The sequence below is a fragment of the Rhizobium sp. NZLR1 genome (assembly GCF_017357385.1).
Taxonomy (GTDB): Bacteria; Pseudomonadota; Alphaproteobacteria; order Rhizobiales; family Rhizobiaceae; genus Rhizobium.
The window spans coordinates 4,315,837-4,337,642 of record NZ_CP071632.1 but is presented as its reverse complement, the minus strand read 5'-3'; the positions used below and the strand labels follow the sequence as shown (position 1 = coordinate 4,337,642).

Here is a 21,806-nt window from a genome sequence, read left to right as displayed (position 1 = left end):
AGGATACAAATGCGCTCGATTTTACTCGCTCTTGCCGCCAGTTTGGCCCTTTCCCTGCCCGCAAAGGCTGACAATGTGACCGTTGCCGTGACGGCGATCGTCGAACATCCGGCGCTGGATGCAGCCCGGAAGGGTGTTCTCGATGCGCTGACGGCCGCCGGCTACAAAGAGGGCGAGAACCTGAAATTCGTCTTCGAGTCGGCGCAGGGCAATCCGGCGACGGCAGCCCAGATTGCCCGCCAGTTCGCCGGCGACGAGCCGAATGTCATCGTGCCGATCTCCACGCCATCGGCCCAGGCGGTCGTCTCCTCGACGCGCGATATCCCGGTGGTCTTCACGGCCGTGTCGGATCCGCTCGGCGCCCAGCTCGTCAAGAATATGGACAAGCCCGGCGGCAACGTCACTGGCCTTTCCGACATGTCGCCGGTCGCCGAGCACATCGCGCTGATCAAGGAAATCCTGCCTGATGTGAAAACCATCGGCTATCTCTACAATTCCGGCGAGGCGAACTCCGTTTCGCTGCTGGCGGTGCTGAAGACCGAAGCCGAAAAGGCCGGCCTGAAGGTTGTGGAATCGGCCGCCACCAAGTCGGCAGAGGTTCAGGGTGCGGCACGCGCGCTCGTCGGCCGCGCCGATGTGATCTACATCCCAACCGACAACACCATCATCTCGGCGCTCGAAGGCGCCGTCGCGGTTGCCGAGGAGAGCAAGCTGCCGCTCTTCACCGCCGATACGGATTCGGTTTCGCGCGGGTCGATCGCCGCCCTCGGCTTCAACTATTACGATGTCGGCAAGCAGACGGGCGAAATCGTCGTGCGGGTGCTGAAGGGCGAAAACCCCGGTGATATTGCGGTCAAGACCGCCGCCGGCAGCGATCTCGTCGTCAACAAGGCTGCTGCGGCCAAGATGGGCGTCACCCTGCCGCAGAGCGTGCTTTCCCGCGCCACTAAAGTCATCGAATAAGCAACGCGGCTGCTGCCATCGGTCAAGTTTTACAGCCGCTCTCGTTCCACACGAGAGTGGCTGATGCTATTGGAAGCTTGAATGTTTCGCACGCATGCGAAACGGAAACGGAAGAAAAGGGGCGGAAGCCTTGAGCCAAATCGCATTCTGGGGGGCCGTCGAGCTCGGCCTGGTCTATTCCTTCGTCGCTCTCGGCGTCTATCTCGCTTTCCGTGTTCTGGACTTTCCCGACCTGACGGTCGACGGCTCCTTTCCGCTCGGCGCGGCGGTGACGGCGGTGCTGATCATCGCTGGTGTCAACGCCTGGCTCGCGGCCTTGGTCGCGATGGCGGCCGGCGCGGGTGCGGGCATGGTAACGGCGCTGCTCAACGTGCGCTTCAAGATCCTCAACCTGCTTGCCTCGATCCTGACGATGATTGCGCTGTTTTCCGTCAATCTGCGCGTGATGGGCAAACCCAATGTCGCCCTCATCAATGCCGACACGATGATCAGCCCATTCTTCGGCCATGGTCTTCGCGATTTCTACGTGCGGCCGCTGTTCGTCGGCGTTCTCGTCGTCATCGCGCTCATCGTGGTCTGGCGCTTCCTGGAAAGCGATGCCGGGCTGGCGATGCGGGCGACCGGCGCCAATGCGCGGATGGCGCGGGCGCAGGGCGTCGATACCAGCCGGCAGATCTATCTCGGCATGGCGATCTCGAATGCGCTGGTGGCGCTCGGCGGCGCATTGTTTGCCCAGACGAACGGTTTTGCCGACGTCACTTCGGGCGTCGGCACAATCGTCGTCGGTCTCGCCGCGGTCATCATCGGTGAGACGCTGCTTGGGCGGCGCGGGCTGCTGATCGCGTTGATCGGCTGCGTGCTCGGCTCGATCCTCTATCGCATCGCGATCCAGCTGGCGCTATCCAGCGACGTCATCGGCCTGCAGGCATCCGACCTCAATTTCGTGACGGCGGTATTGGTGACCGTGGCGCTCATCCTGCCCCGTCTTCGCGGAGGTGCCGCATCGTGATCAGCGTCAAGGACATCAAGGTTGTTTTCGGGCGCGGCACGCCGCTGCAGAAGCAGGCGCTGAACGGCGTCAGCCTGACCATAGAACAAGGCTCCTTCGTCACCGTCATCGGCTCCAACGGCGCCGGCAAATCGACTTTGCTCGGCGTGCTCGCCGGCGATGTCCTGCCGAGCGAGGGGCAGGTGCTGATCGGCAAAAACGAGGTGACGCGCAAGTCGACGGCATCACGCGCCGGTCTGGTTGCGCGTGTGTTCCAGGATCCGCTGACGGGAAGCTGTGGCGCTTTGTCGATCGAGGAAAATCTCGCTTTGGCTGCCAGTCGGGGCAAGAAACGTGGGCTTGCACCGGCGCTCGGCGGTAGCAGGCGCGACTATTTCCGGGAGCGGATCGCCGAACTCAATCTCGGGCTCGAAAACCGGCTGAAGGACCGCATGGATCTGCTCTCCGGCGGGCAGCGCCAGGCCGTTTCGCTCGTCATGGCGACGCTTGCAGGCTCGGAAGTGCTGCTGCTCGACGAACACACGGCAGCGCTCGATCCCGGGATGGCGGAGTTCGTGATGAACCTCACACAGAAGATCGTTACCGAGCGCAAGCTGACGACGATGATGGTGACGCATTCGATGCGTCAGGCGCTGGACTACGGCCACCGCACGATCATGCTGCATGGCGGCGAGATCGTTCTCGACGTGGCGGGCGACAACAGAAAGAACCTGCAGGTCGAGGACCTGATCGCGATGTTCCGCAAGATGCGCGGCCAGACGCTCGATGACGATGCTTTGCTGATCGGATAAACCGACAGCGTGCTGATCGGCTAGCGCCGACGGCGTGCTGATCGGCTAAGGCGACGGCGTGATCGGCTAAGGCCGACCGTGAGCGGATCGTTTCGCGACCGCGGATTGGCTGATCATCTGGCTTGGGTGAGCAGGATCTTCGCCGCGAAGATCGAGAAGACGCCGGCGAAAGTGTAGTCCATGCCGCGCAACACCTTCTTGTTGGTTTGCAGCCAGGAGGCCAGCCAGTCGGCAGCAAAGACGACGCTGGCATTGACCGGCATGCCGATCAGGATGAAGCAAAGCCCGAGGAAAAGCAGCTTCTGCGTGACGGCTGGATCGCCGGCGCTGACGAATTGCGGCAGGAAGGTCATGAAGAAGATGATGACCTTGGGGTTCAGAAGATTGACCCAGAAGCCGGAGGAGATGTTGGAAAGCGGCGTGCCCTTCTGCTCCTCGACCTTGGCGACGGTGAGCTTTGAACCGAAACGGATCGCCTGCACCGCCAGCCAGAGCAGATAGGCGGCACCGCCAGTCTTCAGGATCAGGAAGGCGGTCGGCGAGGCGGTAATCAGCGCCGAAATGCCGAAAGCGACCAGCATGGTGTGGACGACGATGCCGAGGCTGGTGCCGACGACAACGAAGAGAGCCGCCTTCTTGCCCTGGGCCAGTGCGCGGCTGATCGACAGCGTCATATCGGGGCCTGGGGTTGCCGCAAGCAACAGCGTCGCGGCGGCAAAGGCGAGCAGGGTCGGCAGGCTGGGCAGGAAATCCATGACACACTCTGAAGCCGGAAAGGATCGGGGGATCTCTTACCCGGCTTTCAGAAAATTACCAATCAAACCTTCTTATGGTGCCGATTACTTCTGGTCGAGGAACGCCTTGAAGCTGTCGGCGTAGTCCTTGTGCCAGCGCGACAGCGGCGGACGGTTCTCGATGATATCGCCGGCCGCCCAGGCCATCCGGCGCTCGTCGAGAGGACGCGCCACGTCATTGTCGGGGCAAAGGATATAGAAATCGCCGCGTTCGAGGCTTTCGACCATAAAATCGACGGTCTGTTCCGGCGTCCAGGCGGCGGCCGGTTTTTCGGCGCGGTCGCCCTTGGTGAGGCCGGTGAAGACGAAGCCGGGGATCAGAAGATGGGCGGAGATCTTTCCGCCTTCGGTGTTGCGAAGCTCGTGCTGCAGCGCTTCGGTAAAGACCTTCACCCCTGATTTGGAGATGTTGTAGGCGGGGTTGCCGGGCGGCGTGGTGATGCCCTGCTTGGAGCCGGTGTTGATGATCAGGCCCGGTTCGCCATGCGACAGCATCTTCGGGCCGAAGGTGCGCGTGCCGTTGATCACGCCCATCAGGTTGACGGCGAAGATATTGTCCCAGTTCGCCTGCGGGCTGAAGATCGAAGTTTCCGGGCCGATGCCGGCATTGTTCATCAGCACGTGCACACGGCCGAAACGCTGGAGTACGGCGCGCTCGAGCGCTTCCAGCGAGTCTCTGCTGGCGACGTCGGTCTCGACCGCCATCACATTCTCCTCGCCGGCAATGGCCTTGAGTTCATTGGCGGCGTCGGCCAGCCGATCGCCGCCGAGATCGGCGATGGCAACGCTCATGCCGCGTCCGGCGAAATATTTCGCCGCGGCAAGACCGATGCCGGAGGCGCCGCCGGTGATGACGGCAACATTGGATGTCTTGAAAATGTCTTGAATATTCGTCACGGGGCAGCCTCTCCTCGAGCATTTGCGGACGCTGGCGAATATGGGCTCCGCTTTGGCGCTGTCAAACGCTATCGGCACCATCAGCGTCGCACTTGGCCTTGCGTCACGCGCCAATCTCGCTAAAAGTGCCGCGACACCGGGTTTTGCCGGCCTTTTATGCAACGGACCTCATCATCATGGCATCATACAAAGACGTGAAGAAAGTCGTTCTCGCCTATTCCGGCGGCCTCGACACCTCGATCATCCTGAAGTGGCTGCAGACGGAACTCGGCGCCGAAGTTGTCACCTTCACCGCCGATCTCGGCCAGGGCGAAGAGCTGGAGCCGGCGCGCAAGAAGGCCGAGATGCTCGGCATCAAGGAGATCTACATTGAGGATGTGCGCGAGGAATTCGTGCGCGATTTCGTCTTCCCGATGTTCCGCGCCAATGCCGTCTATGAGGGCGTTTACCTGCTCGGCACCTCGATCGCCCGTCCGTTGATTTCCAAACATCTGATCGATATCGCCAAGAAGACCGGCGCCGATGCGATCGCCCACGGCGCGACCGGCAAGGGCAACGACCAGGTCCGTTTCGAACTCTCCGCCTATGCCCTGAACCCCGACATCAAGATCATCGCGCCGTGGCGCGACTGGGCGTTCAAGAGTCGCACCGACCTGCTGGCCTTTGCCGAACAGCATCAGATCCCGGTTGCCAAGGACAAGATGGGCGAGGCGCCGTTCTCCGTCGACGCCAACCTTCTGCATTCCTCTTCCGAGGGCAAGGTTCTCGAGGACCCCTCCCAGGAGGCGCCTGAATATGTGCATATGCGCACCATTTCGCCTGAGGCCGCACCCGACAAGGCAACGACCATCAAGGTCGGCTTCGAAAAGGGTGATGCGGTTTCGATCAATGGCGTGCGCATGAGCCCGGCGACGCTCTTGGCTGCGCTCAACAATTATGGCCGCGACAACGGTATCGGCCGTCTCGACCTCGTCGAGAACCGCTTCGTCGGCATGAAGTCGCGCGGCGTCTACGAGACCCCCGGCGGCACGATCCTGCTTACGGCGCATCGCGCCATCGAATCGATCACGCTCGACCGCGGTGCCGCCCATCTCAAGGACGACATCATGCCGCGCTACGCCGAGCTGATCTACTACGGCTTCTGGTTCTCGCCGGAACGCGAGATGCTGCAGGCGCTGATCGACAAGAGCCAGGAGCATGTCGACGGCGAAGTAACGCTGAAGCTCTACAAGGGCAATGTCATGGTCATCGGCCGCGAAAGCGAAAAGTCGCTCTATTCCGACAAGCTCGTCACTTTCGAAGATGACCAGGGCGCCTACGACCAGAAGGATGCGGCCGGCTTCATCAAGCTCAACGCGCTGCGCCTGCGCACGCTCGCCAAGCGCAATCTCGTGAAGTAATCACGGGTTCCCTTCGAACCGAATATCAGCCCGCCGGCATTGCCGCGCGGGCTTTTTCGCGGAATGAGGTAGCAAACCAGCAACTCTTAGAGCGTCTGGATGACCGGATTTGCGCAAGGAGCAGTAGTTGGCCCGGGGTGAAGGAATGACCGTTACGGGGCCGACTGCCGACCGTCCGCTGTTAGCATACCCGACGAGAAAACGGACATTCGGGCACTCCGCGCCAAGGTCTGGGAATGGCCCAAAGCCGTCGCTAATCATTGCTCTGCAGGCAATAATTTTGGATGTAAGCCTGTCGGTTGAGCGCCTGCTGTGTTCACTGAGCCTCCAGCATTTCAGCAGCCTTTGTGTATCCGCCGCCCATTCCGTCGAGGAAATGAAGATGAGAGCCCTTGTTGCCGGAAGGTACCAGGCAAGTCATGAGCGCGTGGGACTGCCGGTGTAGCCCAAACCTGATGTCACCACGATTTCTGGCGCGGACAAGCAGAGCTTCGACCACTCCGATCTGTTCGGCCGTGCAATCCAGCGTCAAACGTAGAACGTCGTCGTATCTGCGATAGTCCGAATTCGCGACGACATCGGCCCATGCTGCGCCGCTGAGATAGTCTTCGACGTCCTGCGTGATGACGATGTCGTTAGGTACCGGGTGGGAATGTCGCTCTCCTGTGTCGAAAACCGCCACGATTTGCTTGGCAAGCTTCGCGAACATCGTGGACCTCGAATGGTCGCAGGGTTCCACGAGGAGGGAAAGTATTTCGCCGCTCCGGCTGTGGATCGGTGCCCATTCGCAAGTCAGGCCGCTCAGGTTCGCGGAGGTGTCCGTGACGTTGTCGGCGATCCCATACTTTCCGGATTTGATCTGCCGATCAGCCCAGTTAAGTCCGCCGCCAGCAAACATCGAATAGATAGCAGTTTCGGATGCTGAGAATCGAGCAGTACGGACATCTTTACCCCCTGCACGGATTTCTCTCACCGAGACCAGGCCAGCCCGGAGATCAAGCTGGAAGACGTCGCGGACGTGTCCAACGGTCTGCCGGAGCGCCGCCGTCGCTGTTTCCAGTCTGTCGGGATGGAAGGCGAACGCGGCACCGTCGCCTCGAAACACGAATGGGAAATCGAAGCTGTTCCAGGCGTTCCCCAATGCCGCGATGGCCGATGCGCCCGCGTAATTAACGTCCTTGTAGCGTCCCGCATTCACCGCAGAAGTGGAGTTCACGACATCCGTAATCCCGACAAGCCATTCGTCAGGCAATGGCTGGTAGATCGTCGTGTCAAGCAACTCGGCAAAATCATGATAGGCGTGACGTTTAGTGCTGAATCTGAACATTGCATTTCCTCCAGACATTTCGACGTCGCTGTTTGTGCGGATGGCTTGACAGCTCGATGATTGTTGGGTCTGCCCGTTAAACCGGACAGACCCAAAAGGTCGCGCTTAGATGAGATTGGTGACGACGTCGATATTGCCGTGCGTTGCCTTCGAATAGGGGCAAATGCCGTGGGCGGCATCGAGCAGCTCGCGAGCAATCACCGGGTCGATGCCGGGGACGCTGACATTGAGGCGGGCACTGAGGAAAAAGTTGCCATCGTCATTGTTCAGATCGATTTCAGCGTCGACTGATATCCCGGCAGGGAGCTTGATCTGTTTTCTGGAGGCCACCAGTTCGATGGCTCCCATGTAGCAGGCGGACCAGGCGGCTCCGAACAGGTTTTCGGCGGCAGGATGCGGCTGCTTCATCTTGATGTCCAGAAAGCCATCGGCGCTGCGAGCACCGCCATCGCGGCCATTGGTGTTGTGTGTCTTACCAGTGAAGAGAACCTTGGAGGTCATGGCGAAATTCCTTTTGGTAGCTGTTGATGATTGAGCGTCTGCACCGCTGTGCTGACCAAAGACCTACCTCGCCGAGTCCGGGATCGCACGTTATGCGTTGCTAGCTGTTAATAGCTGCGATTAACGGCACACGAGCACCGCATAAGCGAAGCCCGTCCACACGGGGGGCTCGCAGGCCAACGGATGCTGCTTCCGATAAGCATCGGGCCGTTATCAAGATCTCACAACACCTAACGTGTGAACTCCACGTCCCCAGCGTACCCCTTGAAGCAGCACAGTCGTGCAGACGTTCAACCTGTTTCCAAGGAGAATGATCATGACCGCTATCAAGACTGACGTTATCGACGAGGATCGCCGTCGCCTTCTGGCTGCTGCAGCGTCCGGCATTGCTGCCCTGGGCATCGCAAGTTTGCTTCCCGCGGGTTCGACTGCCGCAACGGAATCCGATGCCATCCGCCCGTTCCGGGTGAACGTTCCAGAGGCTGATCTCGCCGACCTTCGCTATCGCCTTGCTCACACCCGCCTCCCCGAAAAGGAGACAGTCAGCGATTTCTCCCAGGGTGTACCGCTCAAAACCACCAAGCAGTTGCTCGATCACTGGCAGAACAAATACGACTGGCGCAAGGTCGAAGCCCGGATCAATGCCGTGCCGAATTTCATCACCGAGATCGATGGGCTGGACATCCATTTCATCCATGTTCGTTCCAAGCACGAGAACGCGCTTCCTCTGATCGTGACCCACGGATGGCCGGGCTCGATCATTGAGCAATTGAAGATCATCGGGCCGCTCACCGACCCGACAGCCTACGGTGGCAGTGCCTCGGATGCATTTCACATCGTCATCCCGTCGATGCCAGGATATGGCTTTTCCGGAAAGCCTGATGCGACCGGCTGGGGACCAGAACGGATAGCGACGGCATGGATCACTCTGATGCGGCGTCTGGGCTACAAGCAATTCGTTGCGCAAGGCGGCGATTGGGGCGCAGTCGTGACCGATATGATCGGTGTGCAGGCTCCTCCGGAATTGCTCGGCATCCATACCAACATGCCAGGAGCGATCCCCAACGACATCAACAACGCATCCTTTGTCGGAGCCCCTGCTCCAGCAGGGCTGTCGGACGAAGAAAAAGCCTCCTACGACCAGCTCGTCTCCTTCTACAAGAATGTCTACTACGCATTTCTGATGGGCACGCGTCCCCAGACCCTCACGGGCTTGTCGGACTCACCCATCGCACTCGCGACCTATATGCTCGATCATGACAGGGCGAGCCTGGCGATGATCGCACGATCATTCGACGGCCAGGATGAGGGTGTGAGCCCTGACGATGTCCTCGACAACGTGACGCTGTTTTGGCTGACAAATACCGGCGTATCCGCCGCGCGGCTCTATTGGGAGAACAAGCTCGTATTCTTCGCTCCGAAGGGCGTCAAGGTGCCGGTCGCAGTCAGCGTCTTCCCAGACGAACTCTACCAGACGCCCCGCGCCTGGGCCGAGAAGGCTTATCCAAACCTGGTTCACTACAACAAGCTTCCGAAGGGTGGACACTTTGCAGCATGGGAGCAGCCGAAGCTCTTCACAGACGAGGTCCGTGTCGGCTTTCGCAGCCTGCGGAAGTCCGGCTGATCTTATCAGGCGAGCGCCCCAACCGGCGCTCGCCGCTCAAGGGATATGTCCATGAACAACACCATGCATCTGATCTACACGGCAATCACCGAAACGACAGGCGGGCGTCAGAACGGGATCGCCCGCAGCACCGACGGCGTGCTCGACATCAGGCTTTCAGAACCCGGTTCGGCCCGAATCGGCACCAATCCCGAACAGCTCATGGCTGCCGCCTGGTCGGCGAGCTTCGCAAGCTCCATGGCGAAGGTCGCCAGAGAGACCGGAGTGAACCTTCCCGCCAACGTCAAAATTCATGCCGAAGTCGATCTGTCATCGGACGACGATCAATCAATCCTCGGCGTTCGGCTCGCCATTCAACTTCCCGGTTTGGAAAGAGACGTCGCTTCCTCTTTGATCGAAGAGTCGCGGCGGATATGTCCTTTTTCCAGGGCTACACGGGGCAATGTCGAGGTCGTATTCAGGATCGGGTGAGAGCGCGCTGCGGCAGTATTCGTCCTCAATAGCCTCAGCAGTGCGATTGGAGTATAAGGAGCCAGTGGGGACGGCTGGGGCAAAGCCATGAACATAGGCGGCGACGTTAAAGCGGAGGAGTTATCCTTCGGTCCGTTCCGTTTGAGTGTCGGCCAACGGCTTCTCGCGAAGGACGGGGTTCCGATAAACCTCGGGGCGCGTGCACTGGACTTGCTGGTCGCTCTCACCCTCGCTCCCAATGTCATCGTCAGCAAGCAAGACCTGATATCCCGCGTCTGGCCTGATGTCATCGTCGATGAAGGCAGCCTGCGTTTCCACATGACAGGCCTGAGGAAGGCGCTGGGCGACGGTCACGATGGAGCACGGTACATCACCACTATTGCCGGACGGGGCTATTGTTTCGTCGCGCCAATCTCACGATCCGGTCTCCTTCGACAAGTCTCCGCCGAACTCGATTTCCGTTACGCTATTCTGCCGGGCCGACCGGATCGCATGGTCGGCCGAGAGCAGGATGTTCTCGCGCTGACCGAAAAGCTGATGGCCTCGCGAATGGTCACCATTGTCGGCGTCGGCGGTGTCGGAAAGACGACCGTCGCCACGGCAGTTGCGCATCACCTCGCTCCCACATTCAAGGGAGCAGTCCTGTTTGCCGATTATGGCATGGTGAGCGATCCGGCTCTAGTCGCGGCCGGGATCGCCTCGATGCTTGGTTTGTCCGTCAGCTCCAGCGATGTACGTCCCAGTTTGATTGCCTACCTCCGCGACAAGCAAATCATGTTGATACTCGATACCTGCGAGCATCTGATTGATGCCATTGCTGATCTCGTGGCCGCCATTGTCGAAGCCGCCCCTCAGGTCTTTCTGCTGGCAACAAGTCGCGAGGCGTTAAGGATCGAGGCCGAAAGCGTCTACCGGCTAGATACCCTCGCTTTCCCCCCGGATGACCTGGAACTTACGACCGACACGATACTTGCCTTTCCAGCGACTCGGCTGTTCGTCGAACGGGCTGCGGCGAGCGGTGCCAATCTCAATCTCAGCGACCAGGATGCCCGCGTCGTCGCGAGTATTTGCCGAAAACTCGATGGTATGGCGCTTGCGTTAGAACTCGCCGCCAGACGCGTCGAGAGCTATGGCCTCCTTCAGACCGCCAAGCTGCTCGATCAGCATCTGACATTGGGGTGGGCGGGATCGCGAAACGCACCGCCGCGACAAAGGACCCTACAGGCGACGCTCGACTGGAGCTTTGGACTTCTAACAGACCTGGAGCGCACGGTGCTCCGGCGGCTTGCCGTTTTTGTCGGCGACTTCACCCTCGACGCCGCGCTGGAGGTCATTTCCACAGCGGACATGGCGCCCTCGGCCATATTCGAGGCACTGGACAATCTGGTCGCCAAGTCTCTGCTCGCAACGCGGCCGGCAGGGGCGACGATGCGCTACCGCTTGCTGGATACGACACGTGCCTACGCGCTCCATGCGCAGACGGACGAGGACCGCGCCGGATTGAATGCGCGTCACGCGACCTATTGTCAGCGTTGGCTGGAGCAATTCGGACCGGATTGGCCGACGCTTTCTACGGGGCCTGAGCGATTGCCGTATTTCGTGAGCATCAACAACGTGCGGGCGGCACTGGAATGGGCGTTCGGGGAGCATGGCGATATCGACGTCGGCATCAGGCTTGCGGCTGCTGCTGTACCTGTGTTCCAGGTGATGTCACTTTTCCCGGAGTGCCAGCGATGGTCGGAACGGGCGGTTCTTGCACTGGATGAGGCGTTCAGGGGAGGCGTCGAGGAAATGCACCTACAAGCCGGTCTGGGAATTTCCCGGATGTATCTGCAGGGAGGCCGCGAGACACCGCAGATCGCTCTTGGTCGCGCCCTCCATATTGCCGAGGACCGGGGGAACACGCTCGACCAGTTGCGCATACTAGGTCCGTTGCACATGTTCAGCCTTCGGATAGGAGATTTTAACGCCGCTCTTGATTATGCCCGGCGGTGTTCGGCAATCGCCGCCACTCTTGATGACGCCGCCACTGTCGAACTGGCGCACTTCTTCCTCGGCAATTCGCTGCACTTTACCGGTGATCTTCGCCACGCCCGCACCGAACTCGAAGCGGCTACAAGAAGCGAACATCAGCCACAACGAACACCTGCAAGCTACGTCGGCTTCGAGGGAAAGCATCTCGCTGGCGGAATTCTTGCACGGAACCTTTGGCTACAAGGCTACCCGGAGCAGGCCGACGTCCAAGCGCGACAGGCGATCAGCGATGCCGCTAAGTTGGATCACTCACTGACACTCTGCATCGCACTGCTTGGAGGCATTGCAGTCTTCCTATGGCGGGGCGACGTGCCGAGTGCCGAGGAACACATTGAATGGCTGGTCTCCCGTGCGGGGCTACACAACCTGTCTCCCTACGTGTCGGTGGCTCGGGGCTTCGAAGGCGAACTGGCCATCCGTCGGGGACAGGTGAAGCTGGGGATCGAGACACTCAGACGATGCATCGAGAAGCTTCATGCATCCACCTACGAGGTGTTCACGACGATGCTGGAGCTGTCCCTTGCAAAAGGACTGGCACTGATCGGAGAGCGCGAGGAAGGGATGGCCCGGATCAACAAGACCATCGAACTTGTCGAGAGGAACGGCGACCTTTGCTATATGCCGGAGCTGCTGCGCGTGAAGGCAGGTTTGCTGTCGATCAATTCCGCAACCGACGCCGAGGCTTGCTTGGTCTCGTCTTTGGAAAGAAGTGCCAGCATGGGTGCACATGCCTGGGAGCTGCGGGCAGCAACCGATCTGGCCGCACTGATGGCCAGCGACGGTAGGTTACGCGAGGCTCGGGTACTGCTGACGCCAGTGTGTGAGAGATTTGAAGAGGGTATGGACACGACAGACGTGATGGCCGCAGACACACTACTACAAAACCTGTCATAACCTCGCGAGTAACTGAAGTGGCTGCTTTTGGTGCACAGGGGGACGGAGACCGTGCCCAAGACGATGTCCGCTTTCAGGAAGCTGCGAAGCCGCCCTCTATGGTCGACATGGGCGCGCAAAGCGGCCTTATCCTTCTAAAGCGAAAAAGTTCGCTTAGGGCCGAAAGCCGCTCCGCTTTTCGTGCTAATGCAACCACCCTTGACGAATGCCTGCGATTGCCTAGTCTGCAACATCATCCTCCGGAGCATTTCCATGACGCAGTCTTTGCTCTTCGGCGCCTTTCTGGCGGCGCTCTTCTACGTGCTCATTCCGGGACCCGCCTTCCTGCAGCTGCTCGGCATCGGCGCCGGGCAGGGCCGCAAGGCCGGCGCCTTCTTCATGATGGGGCATCTGGTCGGGGATCTCATATGGTCGTCGCTGGCGCTGATCGCCATCGTCGGCGCAAAGACGATCGGAACCTTCGTCTTCGACCTGCTCGGCCTTGCCTGCGGTTTCTACCTCGCCTGGATCGGCTGGAGCGCTGTCAATGCCAAGCCGAAAGCGGAAGGGCAGGCGCTTGTTGTGGTCGAGCGGCCGTTTCGCCGCGGTCTGATTTTCGGCGTCACCAATCCGAAGGGTTATCCGGTGGCGCTCGCCACCTTCACTGCACTGGTTGCCGGCTCGGCCGGCGCGCTCGATTTCGAGGCGTTGCCGGTGCTGCTCGGCGTGTCGTTCGTCGGTTTCGTGACTGCCGACATCATCCTGATCGGCATCATCGGCGCCGGTACGGTACGGCGCTTCTATCGCGCCCATGAGCGATTGATCGTGCGCTGCTCCGGCGTGCTTTTTATGGGATTTGCCGCCCAGGCGCTCTGGCACGCAACGCCCGGCCTGCTCGGTTGGCGCAAGGCTTAAACGCAATCAGGCATTCAGGAAATTGACGATCGATTTCAGTGTCTGGACCTCGCCAGAATCGCCGATCGACATGGCGATCTGCAGCTGGTTCTTGTAATAATCGAGGAAATTGAAGCTGGTGCCGTCGGTGACGCTGGAGAGATCGACGATGTTGCCGAGTGGATCGATCGCATGCATCGGCAGCGGTTCGGAAATCGCGGCGTAGGTGTTCTGATCGATCAGGCCGCTGTCGAAACTCTGGCGTGCGTAATTGCGCAGTTCCCCAGGGCTGACCGCGGTGAAATCCGGGCCTTCGCCAACTTCGTCTTCGATCTGGAACGAGGCCGGGGCGGGAGCTCTGGTCTCGATTTCAATATCAGAGGTCTTCGAACTTTTTGCGTTATTAGGATTGTTTTTAAAAAGCAAACTCTGAGAAGACCGCACAGAAAAAATTTCCATGGCGCATGTCCCCTTACAAGAAGAACATGAGGAACGTAGCGCTTACGCGTGATTCGCGTCAATCGTTAACGATTGGTTAATTTTCACGTATCAATTGTTGTCCACCAGATTTGATAGGCGAGCCAAAAAGGCCCTTCCGGCAACATACCAATTCTCTGACGGCTCTCCTATATTGACGATCCACTTGCATGCCAAAAAGGAATTCTTCGATGTCTTCTCCCCATGATTTCAATCCGGCGCTGGTAACCTGGGACGGTCTTCACGGCCTGCCGCGTTTCGACGCATTGAATGACGGCGATTTCGCCGCTGCCTTCGAAGCAGCGCTTGCCGCGCATGAAAGGGAGATCGATGAGATCGCCGGAAACGCCGATGCGCCGACATTCGAGAATACGGTCGTGGCGCTGGAGATTGCCGGCGACGCGCTGTCGCGTGTTTCGGCGCTGTTCTGGAACAAGGCAGGCGCGCATACCAATGATGTGATCCAGGCGCTGGAGCGGGAGATCTCGCCGAAGATGTCGCGCCACTATTCGAAGATCGGGATGAATGCAGCGCTTTTTGCTCGCATCGATACGCTCTGGGAGAATCGCGAGACGCTTGGCTTGACGCTCGAGCAGACACGCGTGCTGGAGCGCCACTGGAAGGGCTTCGTCAAGTCGGGCGCCAAGCTTGAAAAGGCCGAGCAGGAGAAACTTGCGGCGATCAATGAAAAGCTTGCCGGCCTCGGGACGCAATTCGGCCAGAACGTTCTCGCCGACGAGAAGGCCTGGGCACTCACGCTTTCTTCCGGAGCCGAGCTCGACGGGCTGCCGGAATTCCTGCGCGACGCAATGGCTGCGGCTGCGCGCGAACGCGGCGAAGAGGGCAAATATGCGGTGACGCTGTCACGCTCGATCATCGAGCCGTTCCTGACCTTTTCGGAGCGCCGCGATCTGCGCGAGCAGGCTTTCAAGGCTTGGGTGGCACGCGGCGAAAATGACGGCGAGACGGACAATCGCGCCGTCATCAAGGAAACGCTGGCGCTACGCCATCAGGTGGCGAGCCTGCTTGGCTACGGCAATTTCGCCGAGCTGAAGCTCGATAACACGATGGCAAAGACGGCAGATGCGGTGAACGACCTGCTAAAGGCCGTCTGGGCGCGGGCGGTAAAACGCGCCGGCGAGGAGGAAGCCGATATCGCCGCGCTGATCGCCGAGGAGGGGCGAAACCACGAAGTGATGCCCTGGGACTGGCGCCACTACGCCGAAAAGATCCGGGCGCGAAAATTCGATTTCTCCGAGGCCGAGCTCAAGCCCTATCTGCAGCTCGAGAAGATCATCGAGGCCTGCTTCGAGGTGGCCGGCCGGCTGTTCAGTATCCGCGCCGTCGAGAAGAAGGACGTGGCCGCCTATCACCCGGATGTCAGGGTGTTTGAAATCAGGGATCGCGAAGATCGGCTGGTCGCCCTGTTCCTCGGCGATTATTTTGCCCGCGGCTCGAAACGTTCCGGCGCCTGGATGAGCTCGTTGCAATCGCAGCACAGACTGGAACTGAAGAACGGCCACCACGGCGAGCAGCCGATCATCTACAACGTCTGCAACTTCGCCAAGCCCGCCGAGGGCAAGCCGGCGCTGCTGTCGCTCGACGATGCGCGCACGCTGTTCCACGAATTCGGCCACGCGCTGCACGGCATGCTTTCGAACGTCACCTACCCCTCGGTCTCCGGCACCGGCGTTTCGCGCGATTTCGTCGAGCTGCCGTCGCAGCTCTACGAGCACTGGCTGACGGTGCCCGATATTTTGAAGCGCTACGCTGTGCATGTCGAAACCGGCGAGCCGATGCCGCAGGCTCTGCTCGACAAGGTGCTTGCCGCCCGCACCTTCAATGCCGGCTTCAACACCGTCGAATTCACCTCGTCGGCGCTGGTCGATATGGCGTTTCACACGCGTGAGGCGGTTGCGGATCCGATGGCGGTGCAGGCGGAGGTGCTGGCCGAGATCGGCATGCCGAAATCGATCGTCATGCGCCATGCCACGCCGCACTTCCAGCACATTTTTTCCGGCGGTTATTCGGCCGGCTATTACTCCTATATGTGGTCGGAGGTGCTCGATGCCGACGCGTTTGCCGCCTTCGAGGAGACGGGAGATCCCTTCAACGGCGAGATGGCGCGCAAACTCAAGGAGAATATCTATTCCGTCGGCGGCTCTATCGATCCGGAGGACGCCTACAAGGCCTTCCGCGGCAAGCTGCCGAGCCCGCATGCGATGCTCGTCAAAAAGGGGCTTTCGACCTTCGAGGAATTGACAGGCAGCGACGCCTAAGACAATTTGACGACACGCTATGATGCGGCAGGGCGACAGCCATGCCGCAGCTTTTGCGCGTTCCCCTCTTTCGCAAACGCAAAAAAAACTGTATGGACGCCCCAAACCAATAGGCCCGTCCTCAAGAGCGTGCGCCGCAGCCTCAGAGATTTCACATATGGCACTTCGCAATATCGCGATCATCGCGCACGTTGACCATGGCAAGACGACCCTGGTGGATGAGCTTCTCAAGCAGTCCGGCTCGTTCCGCGAAAATCAGCGCGTCGCTGAACGCGTGATGGACTCGAACGATCTCGAAAAAGAACGCGGCATCACCATTCTCGCCAAGGCGACCTCGGTCGAGTGGAAGGGTGTCCGCATCAACATCGTCGACACCCCCGGCCACGCCGACTTTGGCGGCGAAGTCGAGCGCATTCTCTCGATGGTGGATGGCGCGATCGTTCTCGTCGATGCCTCCGAAGGTCCGATGCCGCAGACCAAGTTCGTCGTCGGCAAGGCGCTGAAGGTCGGCCTTCGCCCGATCGTCGCGATCAACAAGATCGATCGTCCGGATGGCCGCCACGAAGAAGTCATCAACGAAGTCTTCGACCTTTTCGCCAATCTCGACGCGACCGACGAGCAGCTCGACTTCCCGATCCTTTACGGTTCCGGTCGCGACGGCTGGATGAACGTCAATCCGGAAGGCCCGAAGGACCAGGGTCTCGCACCTCTGCTCGACCTGGTGCTCAAGCATGTGCCGGAGCCGACCGTCCACGAAGGCCCGTTCACGATGATCGGCACGATCCTCGAAGCCAATCCCTTCCTCGGCCGTATCATCACCGGCCGCATCAATTCCGGTTCCATCAAGGCGAACCAGGCGGTGAAGGTTCTTCACGCCGACGGTAAGACGATCGAAACCGGCCGGATTTCCAAGATCCTCGCCTTCCGCGGCATCGAGCGCACGGCGATCGACGAAGCGCATCAAGGCGATATCGTTGCGATCGCCGGCCTTTCCAAGGGCACGGTCGCCGATACGTTCTGCGATCCCTCGATCACCGAGCCGTTGCAGGCGCAGCCGATCGATCCGCCGACGGTCACCATGTCGTTCATCGTCAACGATAGCCCGCTCGCGGGCACCGAGGGCGACAAGGTGACCTCCCGCGTCATCCGCGACCGTCTGCTTAAGGAAGCAGAAGGCAACGTCGCCCTGAAGATCGAAGAAGCCGAAGGCAAGGATTCGTTCTACGTGTCCGGCCGCGGCGAACTTCAGCTCGCCGTTCTCATCGAAACCATGCGTCGCGAAGGCTTCGAGCTTGCCGTGTCGCGTCCGCGCGTCGTGATGCACAAGGATGAAAACGGCCAGCTTCTGGAGCCGATCGAGGAGGTCGTCGTCGACGTCGACGAAGAACATTCCGGTGTCGTCGTGCAGAAGATGTCCGAGCGCAAGGCCGAAATGGTCGAGCTGCGTCCTTCGGGCGGCAACCGTCTTCGCCTGCGTTTCTACGCACCGACCCGTGGCCTGATCGGCTACCAGTCGGAACTGCTAACGGATACGCGCGGCACGGCGATCATGAACCGCCTGTTCCACGACTACCAGCCCTACAAGGGTGTGATCGGTGGCCGCGTCAACGGCGTGCTGCTCGCCAACGCTCCCGGCGAAGCCGTCGCTTATGCGATGTTCAACCTGGAAGACCGCGGCCCGATGATCATCGATCCGGGCGAAAAGGTCTATGCCGGCATGATCATCGGCATTCATACGCGCGATAACGACCTTGAAGTGAATGTCCTGAAGGGCAAGCAGCTCACCAACATCCGCGCCGCCGGCAAGGACGAAGCCGTCAAGCTGACGCCGCCAATCCGCATGACGCTTGATCGCGCTCTTTCCTGGATCCAGGAAGACGAACTGATGGAAGTGACACCGAAGAATATTCGTCTGCGCAAGATGTATCTCGACGCAAACGATCGCAAGCGCTTCGAAAAGTCCAAAGCGGCTCTCTGAGAGCGTAATGCATGTCGCCCGGAAGTGTGAAGCGGTTCCGGGATAACGACATGCATAAATAAAGAGCTTTAAAAACAACGTTTGAAGCCCCGGCCTTCGTGCCGGGGTTTTTTGTTGTGCGCCGCGTTGATTCCGACTTGTGACAATCGTTAAAAAAGCGTTAAATTTTAGCTGTCGTCCACATATCAAGTCTGTGGGCAATCGATCACGATGCGCTGGGTGCATATGGTTAATTGCCCTTGGCGGGACCAGAGTAAACGTTATGAAGACGTTGTCGATCGATGTTCGGCGGGCCGAACCCAACGATGCCCGAGCCATATCGGAAACCCACAGGCTCGCCTGGCAGCACACTTATGCAGGCATTATTCCGCATCGCGCGCTGACGCAGATGATCGAGCGGCGCGGTGAAAACTGGTGGCGCAAGGCAACGCGTGGACCGGCGACGTTGCTGGTTCTCGATGTCGCCGGAACCGTTGCCGGCTACGCGACGCTCGGCCTCAACCGCGCCCGGGCGCTGCCGCAGGAAGGCGAGATTTACGAGCTTTACCTTCGTCCGGAATATCAGGGCATCGGTCTCGGCCGGATGCTGTTCGGCGAGGCGCGCCGGCTGCTGAAGTCGCTCGGCTGCAACGGGCTGGTCGTCTGGTGCCTTGAGGAAAACGAGACCGCCGGCCGCTTCTATCGTCATCACGGCGGTGTCGATTTCTGCGAAGGCATGGAAAATTTCGACCACAGGCAGTTGAAGAAGATCGGCTTCATCTGGAACTGACGGGGTTGGTTGCGACCGCCTGTTTTCCCATTCGAAAGTTTGAGCATTTTGCGCCGGTGCCATCACGCATCGGTGATCTCAAATGTTGCGTTGCCACATGAAACTGATTATCTGGCTGCGATCAATTCAACCTCGCGGGAGTTTCCTATGCGCATCGACGCCATTTCAATCGGTAATAATCCACCTGAGGACGTCAACGTTATCGTCGAGGTTCCGGTCGGTGGCCATCCCATCAAGTATGAGATGGACAAGGAAGCCGGCACGCTGGTCGTCGATCGTTTCCTCTACACGCCGATGACTTATCCGGGCAATTATGGTTTCGTGCCGCATACGCTGTCTGAGGATGGCGACCCGATCGACGTGCTGATCGCCAGCACCCGCCCGCTGGTTCCCGGCTGTGTCATCAATGTGCGTCCGATCGGGGTCCTGAAGATGGAAGATAATTCCGGCAAGGACGAGAAGATCATCGCCGTGCCGTCGCCGAAGCTGACGCTGCGTTATGAGAAGGTGAAGGACTACACCGATCTTCCCGAGATCACGCTGAAGCAGATCGAGCACTTCTTCGAGCACTACAAGGATCTGGAGCCCGGCAAGTGGGTGAAGATCTTCGGTTGGGGCGATTCCAAGGAAGCCGGCGAACTCATCCTCGAAGCCGTCGAGCGCGCCAAGAAGAAGGGCTGATCGCTCAGCGCATAGAGCGTCCTTAGCGCATCCAGCGGATGCGCGGCGTTCTAACTGAAAAGCATTTCTAGTTTTTTTGCCAAATCCTCCGGGTCGCCTTCGATCCGGAGGATTTTTTTGCGCGCGGTGTCGCCGGAGATGAGGCTGACGCTGGTTTGGGGGATGCGCAGCGATCCGGCGACCAGACGGATGAGGGCCTTGTTGGCCTTGCCTTTTTCCGGCACGGCAGTGACGCGCGCCTTCAGATGGGTTTCGCCCTTGCCATCCGCCTCGATGCCATCGATCGCATCACGCCCGCCATTCGGCGTCAGCCGGACGGCGAGGCGCAGATGATCATTGAAAAGACTCCAGGGACGGCTCAAGCGACCAGCGGGTAGACCGTGGTCCAAAGCAAGGTGCGCAGGAAGAAGATGATCAGTAGCAGGATGATCGGCGAAATGTCGATGCCGCCAAGGTTCGGCAAAAAGCGGCGGATCGGCTTCAGCACCGGTTCGGTGACATTATAGAGGAATGTGCCGACCGAATTGACGAACTGATTGCTGGAGTTGATGACGTTGAAGGCATAGAGCCAGGAAAAAACGGCACTGCCAATCAGGATCCAGGTGTAAATATTCAAAGCCAAATCAATGGTTTGAAACAGCGCAAACATCGTCGTCTCCAATTCGTTGTTGACAGACATGTAGACATTGGCGACTAAACGAGCAAGTGCCGTGTGGAAACACGCGGTGAATCATGTTTAACGGGCTGCCTTGCCGCAATTCTGGCGCGCCCGTCTCCTCGGAAAACACCCATGTCGTTTTCGCCTACCGGAGACCGTTTTGCCGCGTTCCGGCATTCGTCCTACACGCGGTTCTTCTTCGCGCGGTTCCTGCTTTCCTTCTCGCAGCAGATCGTCAGCGTCGCCGTCGGCTGGCAGATGTACGACCAGACGGGCAGCGCCATCTATCTCGGCCTGATCGGCCTTGTGCAGTTCCTGCCGTCGCTGCTGCTCATGCTCGTCACCGGTTCGGTGGCCGACCGGTACAATCGCCGGGCGATTGCGGCCCTCTGCTCGCTGGTGAGCGCGCTCTGCACGCTGGCGCTGCTTGTCATGACGGCGATGGGAACCTTCACGCCCCTGCCTGTTTTCGCGGTGCTTTTGATCTTCGGCATCGAACGCGCCTTCATGTCGCCGGCGGTGCAGTCGCTGGCTCCCAATCTCGTGCCGGAGCAGGATCTCTCCAATGCGATCGCCTGGAATTCGTCGTCCTGGCAGCTCGCAGCAATCACCGGGCCGGTGCTCGGCGGTCTGCTCTACGGCGTCAGCGCACCGACCGCCTACACGGTGGCGGTGATCTTTTCGGTCCTCGGTGCGGCTCTTCTCTACATGATCCCGAAACCGGTGCAGAAGACGACGGGCGAGACCAAGAGCTGGGCGATGATCCTTGGCGGCTTCAGTTTCATCCGCGCCGAAAGGGTGGTGCTCGGGGCGATCTCGCTCGATCTCTTTGCCGTGCTGCTCGGCGGCGCAACCGCACTGATGCCGATCTTCGCCCGCGATATCCTGACCCTCGGCCCCTGGGGCCTCGGGCTGCTGCGCGCCGCACCGGGACTTGGCGCCATCGTCATGGCGATCTTCCTTGCCGCCTATCCGCTCAAGCAACGCGCCGGCATCTACATGTTCATCGGCGTTGCCCTGTTCGGCGTCGGAACGATCATTTTCGGGGTCTCGACCAATACCGAAGTCTCGATCGCGGCGCTGGCGCTGATGGGGGCGGCCGACATGGTGTCGGTCTATGTCCGCGAGAGCCTGATTGCGCTCTGGACGCCGGATCAGCTGCGCGGCCGCGTGAATGCAGTCAACATGGTCTTCGTCGGTGCTTCGAACGAACTCGGAGAATTCCGGGCGGGCACGATGGCATCGATCTTCGGCGCTGTGCCGGCGGTCGTTATCGGCGGGATCGGAACTCTGGCGGTGGCGGCGATCTGGGCTTCGAGTTTCCCGAAATTGCGGCGGATCGATACGCTCGACGCGCCCAGCACGTGAGATAGCGCATGCTGCCGT

The 21,806-nt window shown here is 59.9% G+C and carries 20 protein-coding genes; 13 read left to right on the top strand and 7 right to left on the bottom strand.

All coding sequences use genetic code 11. The features are described from left to right. Positions 1 to 9 precede the first annotated feature (9 nt). The 3 genes from J3O30_RS21265 to J3O30_RS21255 all read left to right on the top strand — a co-directional run bounded on the left by J3O30_RS21265 (position 10) and on the right by J3O30_RS21255 (position 2,763). Positions 10 to 963 carry an ABC transporter substrate-binding protein gene (locus tag J3O30_RS21265; RefSeq protein ID WP_207582139.1) on the top strand — a complete coding sequence of 318 codons (954 nt, stop codon included), beginning with the start codon at positions 10 to 12 and terminating at the stop codon, positions 961 to 963. A 130-nt stretch (positions 964 to 1,093) separates the two neighbouring features. Beyond that, positions 1,094 to 1,972: an ABC transporter permease gene (locus J3O30_RS21260; RefSeq protein WP_207582138.1), complete on the top strand. Its 879-nt coding sequence runs from the start codon at positions 1,094 to 1,096 to the stop codon at positions 1,970 to 1,972. Next, positions 1,969 to 2,763: an ABC transporter ATP-binding protein gene (locus J3O30_RS21255; RefSeq protein WP_207582137.1), complete on the top strand. Its 795-nt coding sequence runs from the start codon at positions 1,969 to 1,971 to the stop codon at positions 2,761 to 2,763. The genes J3O30_RS21260 and J3O30_RS21255 overlap by 4 nt, the downstream gene beginning before the upstream one ends. A 113-nt stretch (positions 2,764 to 2,876) precedes the next feature. Here the strand turns inward: J3O30_RS21255 and J3O30_RS21250 are convergent, their stop codons facing one another. Both J3O30_RS21250 and J3O30_RS21245 read right to left on the bottom strand, forming a co-directional pair. Continuing rightward, positions 2,877 to 3,518 carry a LysE family translocator gene (locus tag J3O30_RS21250; protein WP_207582136.1) on the bottom strand — a complete coding sequence of 214 codons (642 nt, stop codon included), beginning with the start codon at positions 3,516 to 3,518 and terminating at the stop codon, positions 2,877 to 2,879. An 84-nt stretch (positions 3,519 to 3,602) separates the two neighbouring features. Beyond that, a complete protein-coding gene (locus tag J3O30_RS21245) occupies positions 3,603 to 4,454 on the bottom strand; it encodes an SDR family NAD(P)-dependent oxidoreductase (protein ID WP_207582135.1) in 852 nt (283 codons plus the stop codon). Positions 4,455 to 4,630: 176 nt separating this feature from the next. Here J3O30_RS21245 and J3O30_RS21240 point away from each other — a divergent pair, with 176 nt between their 5' ends. Further along, positions 4,631 to 5,854 (top strand): argininosuccinate synthase, encoded by a 1,224-nt coding sequence (locus J3O30_RS21240; protein WP_130703467.1) that lies wholly within the window; start codon positions 4,631 to 4,633, stop codon positions 5,852 to 5,854. 316 nt (positions 5,855 to 6,170) lie between these two features. On the opposite strand, the gene J3O30_RS21235 is transcribed toward J3O30_RS21240, so the two are convergent. Both J3O30_RS21235 and J3O30_RS21230 read right to left on the bottom strand, forming a co-directional pair. Continuing rightward, complete coding sequence (locus J3O30_RS21235) at positions 6,171 to 7,181, bottom strand: DUF3095 family protein (protein ID WP_207582134.1); 1,011 nt, start codon at positions 7,179 to 7,181, stop codon at positions 6,171 to 6,173. Between the two features lie 105 nt (positions 7,182 to 7,286). Further along, complete coding sequence (locus J3O30_RS21230) at positions 7,287 to 7,682, bottom strand: Ohr family peroxiredoxin (RefSeq protein WP_012759338.1); 396 nt, start codon at positions 7,680 to 7,682, stop codon at positions 7,287 to 7,289. Positions 7,683 to 7,998: 316 nt separating this feature from the next. Between J3O30_RS21230 and J3O30_RS21225 the strand changes: the two genes are divergently transcribed. The 4 genes from J3O30_RS21225 to J3O30_RS21210 all read left to right on the top strand — a co-directional run bounded on the left by J3O30_RS21225 (position 7,999) and on the right by J3O30_RS21210 (position 13,599). Beyond that, complete coding sequence (locus tag J3O30_RS21225; protein ID WP_130707887.1) at positions 7,999 to 9,306, top strand: epoxide hydrolase family protein; 1,308 nt, start codon at positions 7,999 to 8,001, stop codon at positions 9,304 to 9,306. Positions 9,307 to 9,357: 51 nt separating this feature from the next. Next, the gene (locus tag J3O30_RS21220; RefSeq protein ID WP_012759336.1) at positions 9,358 to 9,777 is read left to right on the top strand and encodes an Ohr family peroxiredoxin; all 420 of its coding nucleotides are present in this window, start codon (positions 9,358 to 9,360) and stop codon (positions 9,775 to 9,777) included. Between the two features lie 87 nt (positions 9,778 to 9,864). Beyond that, complete coding sequence (locus tag J3O30_RS21215) at positions 9,865 to 12,705, top strand: winged helix-turn-helix domain-containing protein (protein ID WP_207582133.1); 2,841 nt, start codon at positions 9,865 to 9,867, stop codon at positions 12,703 to 12,705. A gap of 252 nt (positions 12,706 to 12,957) precedes the next feature. After that, on the top strand, positions 12,958 to 13,599 hold the full coding sequence (locus J3O30_RS21210; protein WP_024320406.1) for a LysE family translocator: 642 nt from the start codon (positions 12,958 to 12,960) through the stop codon (positions 13,597 to 13,599). 6 nt (positions 13,600 to 13,605) lie between these two features. On the opposite strand, the gene J3O30_RS21205 is transcribed toward J3O30_RS21210, so the two are convergent. After that, a complete protein-coding gene (locus tag J3O30_RS21205; RefSeq protein WP_207582132.1) occupies positions 13,606 to 14,037 on the bottom strand; it encodes a hypothetical protein in 432 nt (143 codons plus the stop codon). Between the two features lie 209 nt (positions 14,038 to 14,246). Here J3O30_RS21205 and J3O30_RS21200 point away from each other — a divergent pair, with 209 nt between their 5' ends. The 4 genes from J3O30_RS21200 to ppa all read left to right on the top strand — a co-directional run bounded on the left by J3O30_RS21200 (position 14,247) and on the right by ppa (position 19,762). After that, complete coding sequence (locus J3O30_RS21200) at positions 14,247 to 16,334, top strand: M3 family metallopeptidase (protein WP_207582131.1); 2,088 nt, start codon at positions 14,247 to 14,249, stop codon at positions 16,332 to 16,334. A gap of 157 nt (positions 16,335 to 16,491) precedes the next feature. Further along, entirely contained in the window at positions 16,492 to 18,312 is a 1,821-nt protein-coding gene (typA, locus tag J3O30_RS21195; RefSeq protein WP_207582130.1) for a translational GTPase TypA, read from the top strand. 262 nt (positions 18,313 to 18,574) lie between these two features. Then, positions 18,575 to 19,081, top strand: a complete 507-nt coding sequence (locus J3O30_RS21190) for a GNAT family N-acetyltransferase (protein WP_207582129.1) — start codon at positions 18,575 to 18,577, stop codon at positions 19,079 to 19,081. A 147-nt stretch (positions 19,082 to 19,228) separates the two neighbouring features. Beyond that, a complete protein-coding gene (gene ppa / locus J3O30_RS21185; protein ID WP_011653868.1) occupies positions 19,229 to 19,762 on the top strand; it encodes an inorganic diphosphatase in 534 nt (177 codons plus the stop codon). A gap of 50 nt (positions 19,763 to 19,812) precedes the next feature. Here ppa and J3O30_RS21180 read toward each other — a convergent pair whose 3' ends face one another. Together J3O30_RS21180 and J3O30_RS21175 are read right to left on the bottom strand one after the other, a co-directional pair. Further along, positions 19,813 to 20,124, bottom strand: coding sequence for a DUF167 domain-containing protein (locus J3O30_RS21180; protein ID WP_207582128.1), 312 nt, complete (start codon positions 20,122 to 20,124; stop codon positions 19,813 to 19,815). Beyond that, a complete protein-coding gene (locus tag J3O30_RS21175; protein ID WP_164007631.1) occupies positions 20,121 to 20,441 on the bottom strand; it encodes a YggT family protein in 321 nt (106 codons plus the stop codon). The genes J3O30_RS21180 and J3O30_RS21175 overlap by 4 nt, the downstream gene beginning before the upstream one ends. A gap of 111 nt (positions 20,442 to 20,552) precedes the next feature. Between J3O30_RS21175 and J3O30_RS21170 the strand changes: the two genes are divergently transcribed. Further along, positions 20,553 to 21,788 carry an MFS transporter gene (locus tag J3O30_RS21170; RefSeq protein ID WP_207582127.1) on the top strand — a complete coding sequence of 412 codons (1,236 nt, stop codon included), beginning with the start codon at positions 20,553 to 20,555 and terminating at the stop codon, positions 21,786 to 21,788. Positions 21,789 to 21,806 lie beyond the last annotated feature (18 nt).